Raw genomic sequence first — 5,543 nt, 5'->3', positions numbered from 1 at the left:
ATCATTAAGAGAATTGAAGAACAACTTGTGTGGATTTTTACTGATTGATTGATCGAAATATTATCATTGATTGATTGGTTTAAATTACTCGAAGTTTATTTGAGCGAAATTTAAGTCAGAAAATTGATGAGCCAGAATTGGCACCTTGTCTTTAATAAGGTGCAAAATGATTTTTAACTGAAGAGTTTGATCATGGCTCAGATTGAACGCTGGCGGCAGGCTTAACACATGCAAGTCGAGCGGGGTGATGGTGCTTGCACTATCACTTAGCGGCGGACGGGTGAGTAATGCTTAGGAATCTGCCTATTAGTGGGGGACAACATTTCGAAAGGAATGCTAATACCGCATACGTCCTACGGGAGAAAGCAGGGGATCTTCGGACCTTGCGCTAATAGATGAGCCTAAGTCGGATTAGCTAGTTGGTGGGGTAAAGGCCTACCAAGGCGACGATCTGTAGCGGGTCTGAGAGGATGATCCGCCACACTGGGACTGAGACACGGCCCAGACTCCTACGGGAGGCAGCAGTGGGGAATATTGGACAATGGGCGGAAGCCTGATCCAGCCATGCCGCGTGTGTGAAGAAGGCCTTATGGTTGTAAAGCACTTTAAGCGAGGAGGAGGCTACTTTAGTTAATACCTAGAGATAGTGGACGTTACTCGCAGAATAAGCACCGGCTAACTCTGTGCCAGCAGCCGCGGTAATACAGAGGGTGCAAGCGTTAATCGGATTTACTGGGCGTAAAGCGCGCGTAGGCGGCTAATTAAGTCAAATGTGAAATCCCCGAGCTTAACTTGGGAATTGCATTCGATACTGGTTAGCTAGAGTGTGGGAGAGGATGGTAGAATTCCAGGTGTAGCGGTGAAATGCGTAGAGATCTGGAGGAATACCGATGGCGAAGGCAGCCATCTGGCCTAACACTGACGCTGAGGTGCGAAAGCATGGGGAGCAAACAGGATTAGATACCCTGGTAGTCCATGCCGTAAACGATGTCTACTAGCCGTTGGGGCCTTTGAGGCTTTAGTGGCGCAGCTAACGCGATAAGTAGACCGCCTGGGGAGTACGGTCGCAAGACTAAAACTCAAATGAATTGACGGGGGCCCGCACAAGCGGTGGAGCATGTGGTTTAATTCGATGCAACGCGAAGAACCTTACCTGGCCTTGACATAGTAAGAACTTTCCAGAGATGGATTGGTGCCTTCGGGAACTTACATACAGGTGCTGCATGGCTGTCGTCAGCTCGTGTCGTGAGATGTTGGGTTAAGTCCCGCAACGAGCGCAACCCTTTTCCTTATTTGCCAGCGAGTAATGTCGGGAACTTTAAGGATACTGCCAGTGACAAACTGGAGGAAGGCGGGGACGACGTCAAGTCATCATGGCCCTTACGGCCAGGGCTACACACGTGCTACAATGGTCGGTACAAAGGGTTGCTACCTAGCGATAGGATGCTAATCTCAAAAAGCCGATCGTAGTCCGGATTGGAGTCTGCAACTCGACTCCATGAAGTCGGAATCGCTAGTAATCGCGGATCAGAATGCCGCGGTGAATACGTTCCCGGGCCTTGTACACACCGCCCGTCACACCATGGGAGTTTGTTGCACCAGAAGTAGCTAGCCTAACTGCAAAGAGGGCGGTTACCACGGTGTGGCCGATGACTGGGGTGAAGTCGTAACAAGGTAGCCGTAGGGGAACCTGCGGCTGGATCACCTCCTTAACGAAAGATTGACGATTGGTAAGAATCCACAACAAGTTGTTCTTCATAGATGTATCTGAGGGTCTGTAGCTCAGTTGGTTAGAGCACACGCTTGATAAGCGTGGGGTCACAAGTTCAAGTCTTGTCAGACCCACCATGACTTTGACTGGTTGAAGTTATAGATAAAAGATACATGACTGATGATGTAAGCTGGGGACTTAGCTTAGTTGGTAGAGCGCCTGCTTTGCACGCAGGAGGTCAGGAGTTCGACTCTCCTAGTCTCCACCAGAACTTAAGAGAAGTTCGGATTACAGAAATTAGTAAATAAAGATTAAGATCTTGGTTTATTAACTTCTGTGATTTAAGTATCACGGTATTAAGCATGACCTGACGAAGGCATGTTTATTCATTAACAGATTGGCAAAATTGAGTCTGAAATAAATTGTTCACTCAATAACAAAGAGAGAGGAAGTAATTCTGATCTTGGAGTTAATTGAGAACTAGCAAATTAACTGAATCAAGCGTTTTGGTATATGAATTTAGATTGAAGCTGTACAGTGTTTAAGTACACAGACAACAGATAGTAGCGATGAAGAATCGCACGGACAACACTCACTTGTAAGTGTTGACGACTGTTTGGGGTTGTATAGTCAAGTAATTAAGTGCATGTGGTGGATGCCTTGGCAGTCAGAGGCGATGAAAGACGTAATAGCCTGCGATAAGCTCCGGGGAGGCGGCAAATATCCTTTGATCCGGAGATTTCTGAATGGGGGAACCCACCTACTTTAAGGTAGGTATTGCAACATGAATACATAGTGTTGCAAGGCGAACGAGGGGAAGTGAAACATCTCAGTACCCTTAGGAAAAGAAATCAATTGAGATTCCCTTAGTAGCGGCGAGCGAACGGGGATCAGCCCATTAAGTTATGTGTGTTTTAGTGGAACGCTCTGGGAAGTGCGAACGTAGAGGGTGATATTCCCGTACACGAAAGGGCACACATAATGATGACGAGTAGGGCGAGGCACGTGAAACCTTGTCTGAATATGGGGGGACCATCCTCCAAGGCTAAATACTCCTGACTGACCGATAGTGAACCAGTACCGTGAGGGAAAGGCGAAAAGAACCCCTGTGAGGGGAGTGAAATAGATCCTGAAACCGCATGCATACAAGCAGTGGGAGCCGACTTGTTCGGTGACTGCGTACCTTTTGTATAATGGGTCAGCGACTTATATTCAGTAGCGAGGTTAACCGTATAGGGGAGCCGTAGAGAAATCGAGTCTTAATAGGGCGTTTAGTTGCTGGGTATAGACCCGAAACCAGGCGATCTATCCATGAGCAGGTTGAAGGTTGGGTAACACTAACTGGAGGACCGAACCCACTGTCGTTGAAAAGCCAGGGGATGACTTGTGGATAGGGGTGAAAGGCTAATCAAGCCTGGTGATAGCTGGTTCTCCCCGAAAGCTATTTAGGTAGCGCCTCGGACGAATACCATAGGGGGTAGAGCACTGTTTCGGCTAGGGGGTCATCCCGACTTACCAAACCGATGCAAACTCCGAATACCTATGAGTACTATCCGGGAGACAGACTGCGGGTGCTAACGTCCGTAGTCAAGAGGAAAACAATCCAGACCGCCAGCTAAGGCCCCAAAATCATAGTTAAGTGGGAAACGATGTGGGAAGGCATAGACAGCTAGGAGGTTGGCTTAGAAGCAGCCACCCTTTAAAGAAAGCGTAATAGCTCACTAGTCGAGTCGGCCTGCGCGGAAGATGTAACGGGGCTAAAACTATGTGCCGAAGCTGCGGATTTGACTTTTAGTCAAGTGGTAGGGGAGCGTTCTGTAAGCCGATGAAGGTGTATTGAGAAGTATGCTGGAGGTATCAGAAGTGCGAATGCTGACGTGAGTAACGACAAAACGGGTGAAAAACCCGTTCGCCGAAAGACCAAGGGTTCCAGTCCAACGTTAATCGGGGCTGGGTGAGTCGACCCCTAAGGCGAGGCCGAAAGGCGTAGTCGATGGGAAATTGGTTAATATTCCAATACTTCTGTGTAATGCGATGAGAGGACGGAGAAGGTTAAGTCAGCCTGGCGTTGGTTGTCCAGGTGGAAGGAAGTAGGCATGCATCTTAGGCAAATCCGGGGTGCTCTATGCTGAGATCTGATAGCAAGCTGTACTTGTACAGCGAAGTGGCTGATACCATGCTTCCAGGAAAAGTCTCTAAGCTTCAGTTACACAGGAATCGTACCCGAAACCGACACAGGTGGTCAGGTCGAGTAGACCAAGGCGCTTGAGAGAACTCTGCTGAAGGAACTAGGCAAAATGGTACCGTAACTTCGGGAGAAGGTACGCTGCTGACGGTGATGACCCTTGCGGTCTGAGCTATTGGCAGCCACAGAAACCAGGCCGCTGCAACTGTTTATTAAAAACATAGCACTCTGCAAACACGAAAGTGGACGTATAGGGTGTGATGCCTGCCCGGTGCTGGAAGGTTAATTGATGGGGTTAGCGTAAGCGAAGCTCTTGATCGAAGCCCCAGTAAACGGCGGCCGTAACTATAACGGTCCTAAGGTAGCGAAATTCCTTGTCGGGTAAGTTCCGACCTGCACGAATGGCATAATGATGGCGGCGCTGTCTCCAGCAGAGGCTCAGTGAAATCGAAATCGCTGTGAAGATGCAGTGTACCCGCGGCTAGACGGAAAGACCCCGTGAACCTTTACTGCAGCTTGACATTGAACTTTGACCTTACTTGTGTAGGATAGGTGGGAGGCTTTGAAGTTGGAACGCTAGTTCCAATGGAGCCGTCCTTGAAATACCACCCTGGTAATGTTGAGGTTCTAACTCTGCCCCGTAATCCGGGGCGAGGACCATGTCTGGTGGGTAGTTTGACTGGGGCGGTCTCCTCCTAAAGAGTAACGGAGGAGTACGAAGGTGCGCTCAGCGTGGTCGGAAATCACGCGTAGAGTATAAAGGCAAAAGCGCGCTTAACTGCGAGACCCACAAGTCGAGCAGGTACGAAAGTAGGTCTTAGTGATCCGGTGGTTCTGTATGGAAGGGCCATCGCTCAACGGATAAAAGGTACTCTGGGGATAACAGGCTGATACCGCCCAAGAGTTCATATCGACGGCGGTGTTTGGCACCTCGATGTCGGCTCATCTCATCCTGGGGCTGAAGCAGGTCCCAAGGGTATGGCTGTTCGCCATTTAAAGAGGTACGCGAGCTGGGTTTAGAACGTCGTGAGACAGTTCGGTCCCTATCTACCGTGGGCGCTGGAAATTTGAGAGGATCTGCTCCTAGTACGAGAGGACCAGAGTGGACGAACCTCTGGTGTACCGGTTGTGACGCCAGTCGCATCGCCGGGTAGCTATGTTCGGAAGGGATAACCGCTGAAAGCATCTAAGCGGGAAGCCTACCTCAAGATAAGATTTCCCTAGGACTTTATGTCCTCTAAAGAGCCGTTCGAGACTAGGACGTTGATAGGTTGGATGTGGAAGCATAGTGATATGTGAAGCTGACCAATACTAATTGCTCGTGAGGCTTGACTATACAACACCCAAGCAGTTGTATATAAAGCATCAATCGATTCATTAATATGCAAAGCAACTTGATTTAGTTATATGCTTAGCTAAAATGAACAAATAAAGTAAGATTCAATCAGCCCATCTGTAAAGATTTGGAAAACGCATCGGCACATTAAGACCCATGCAAGTATCCATACCAGTTGTGCTGGCGACCATAGCAAGAGTGAACCACCTGATCCCTTCCCGAACTCAGAAGTGAAACCTCTTAGCGCTGATGGTAGTGTGGGGTTTCCCATGTGAGAGTAAGTCATCGCCAGCTCATTATTCAAACACCCC

At 48.8% G+C, this 5,543-nt stretch carries 2 tRNA genes and 3 rRNA genes; all 5 read left to right on the top strand.

The window, feature by feature from the left end:
* Window positions 1–174: 174 nt before the first annotated feature.
* The 5 genes from ACS604_RS18875 to rrf all read left to right on the top strand — a co-directional run bounded on the left by ACS604_RS18875 (window position 175) and on the right by rrf (window position 5,526).
* A 16S ribosomal RNA gene (locus ACS604_RS18875) occupies window positions 175–1,712 on the top strand.
* A 59-nt stretch (window positions 1,713–1,771) separates the two neighbouring features.
* Window positions 1,772–1,848: transfer RNA gene (locus ACS604_RS18870), tRNA-Ile, on the top strand.
* 55 nt (window positions 1,849–1,903) lie between these two features.
* Window positions 1,904–1,979, top strand: a tRNA-Ala gene (locus ACS604_RS18865).
* A gap of 360 nt (window positions 1,980–2,339) precedes the next feature.
* A 23S ribosomal RNA gene (locus ACS604_RS18860) occupies window positions 2,340–5,232 on the top strand.
* Window positions 5,233–5,411: 179 nt separating this feature from the next.
* Window positions 5,412–5,526 (top strand): 5S ribosomal RNA (rrf, locus tag ACS604_RS18855).
* Together the 16S, 23S and 5S rRNA genes with 2 tRNA genes alongside form the textbook arrangement of a ribosomal RNA operon.
* Window positions 5,527–5,543: the final 17 nt, after the last annotated feature.

The sequence above is a fragment of the Acinetobacter sp. Li1LvA2 genome (assembly GCF_056156705.1).
The sequence above is the reverse complement of the archived record's forward strand: the minus strand, read 5'-3'. Positions and strand labels throughout refer to the sequence as shown.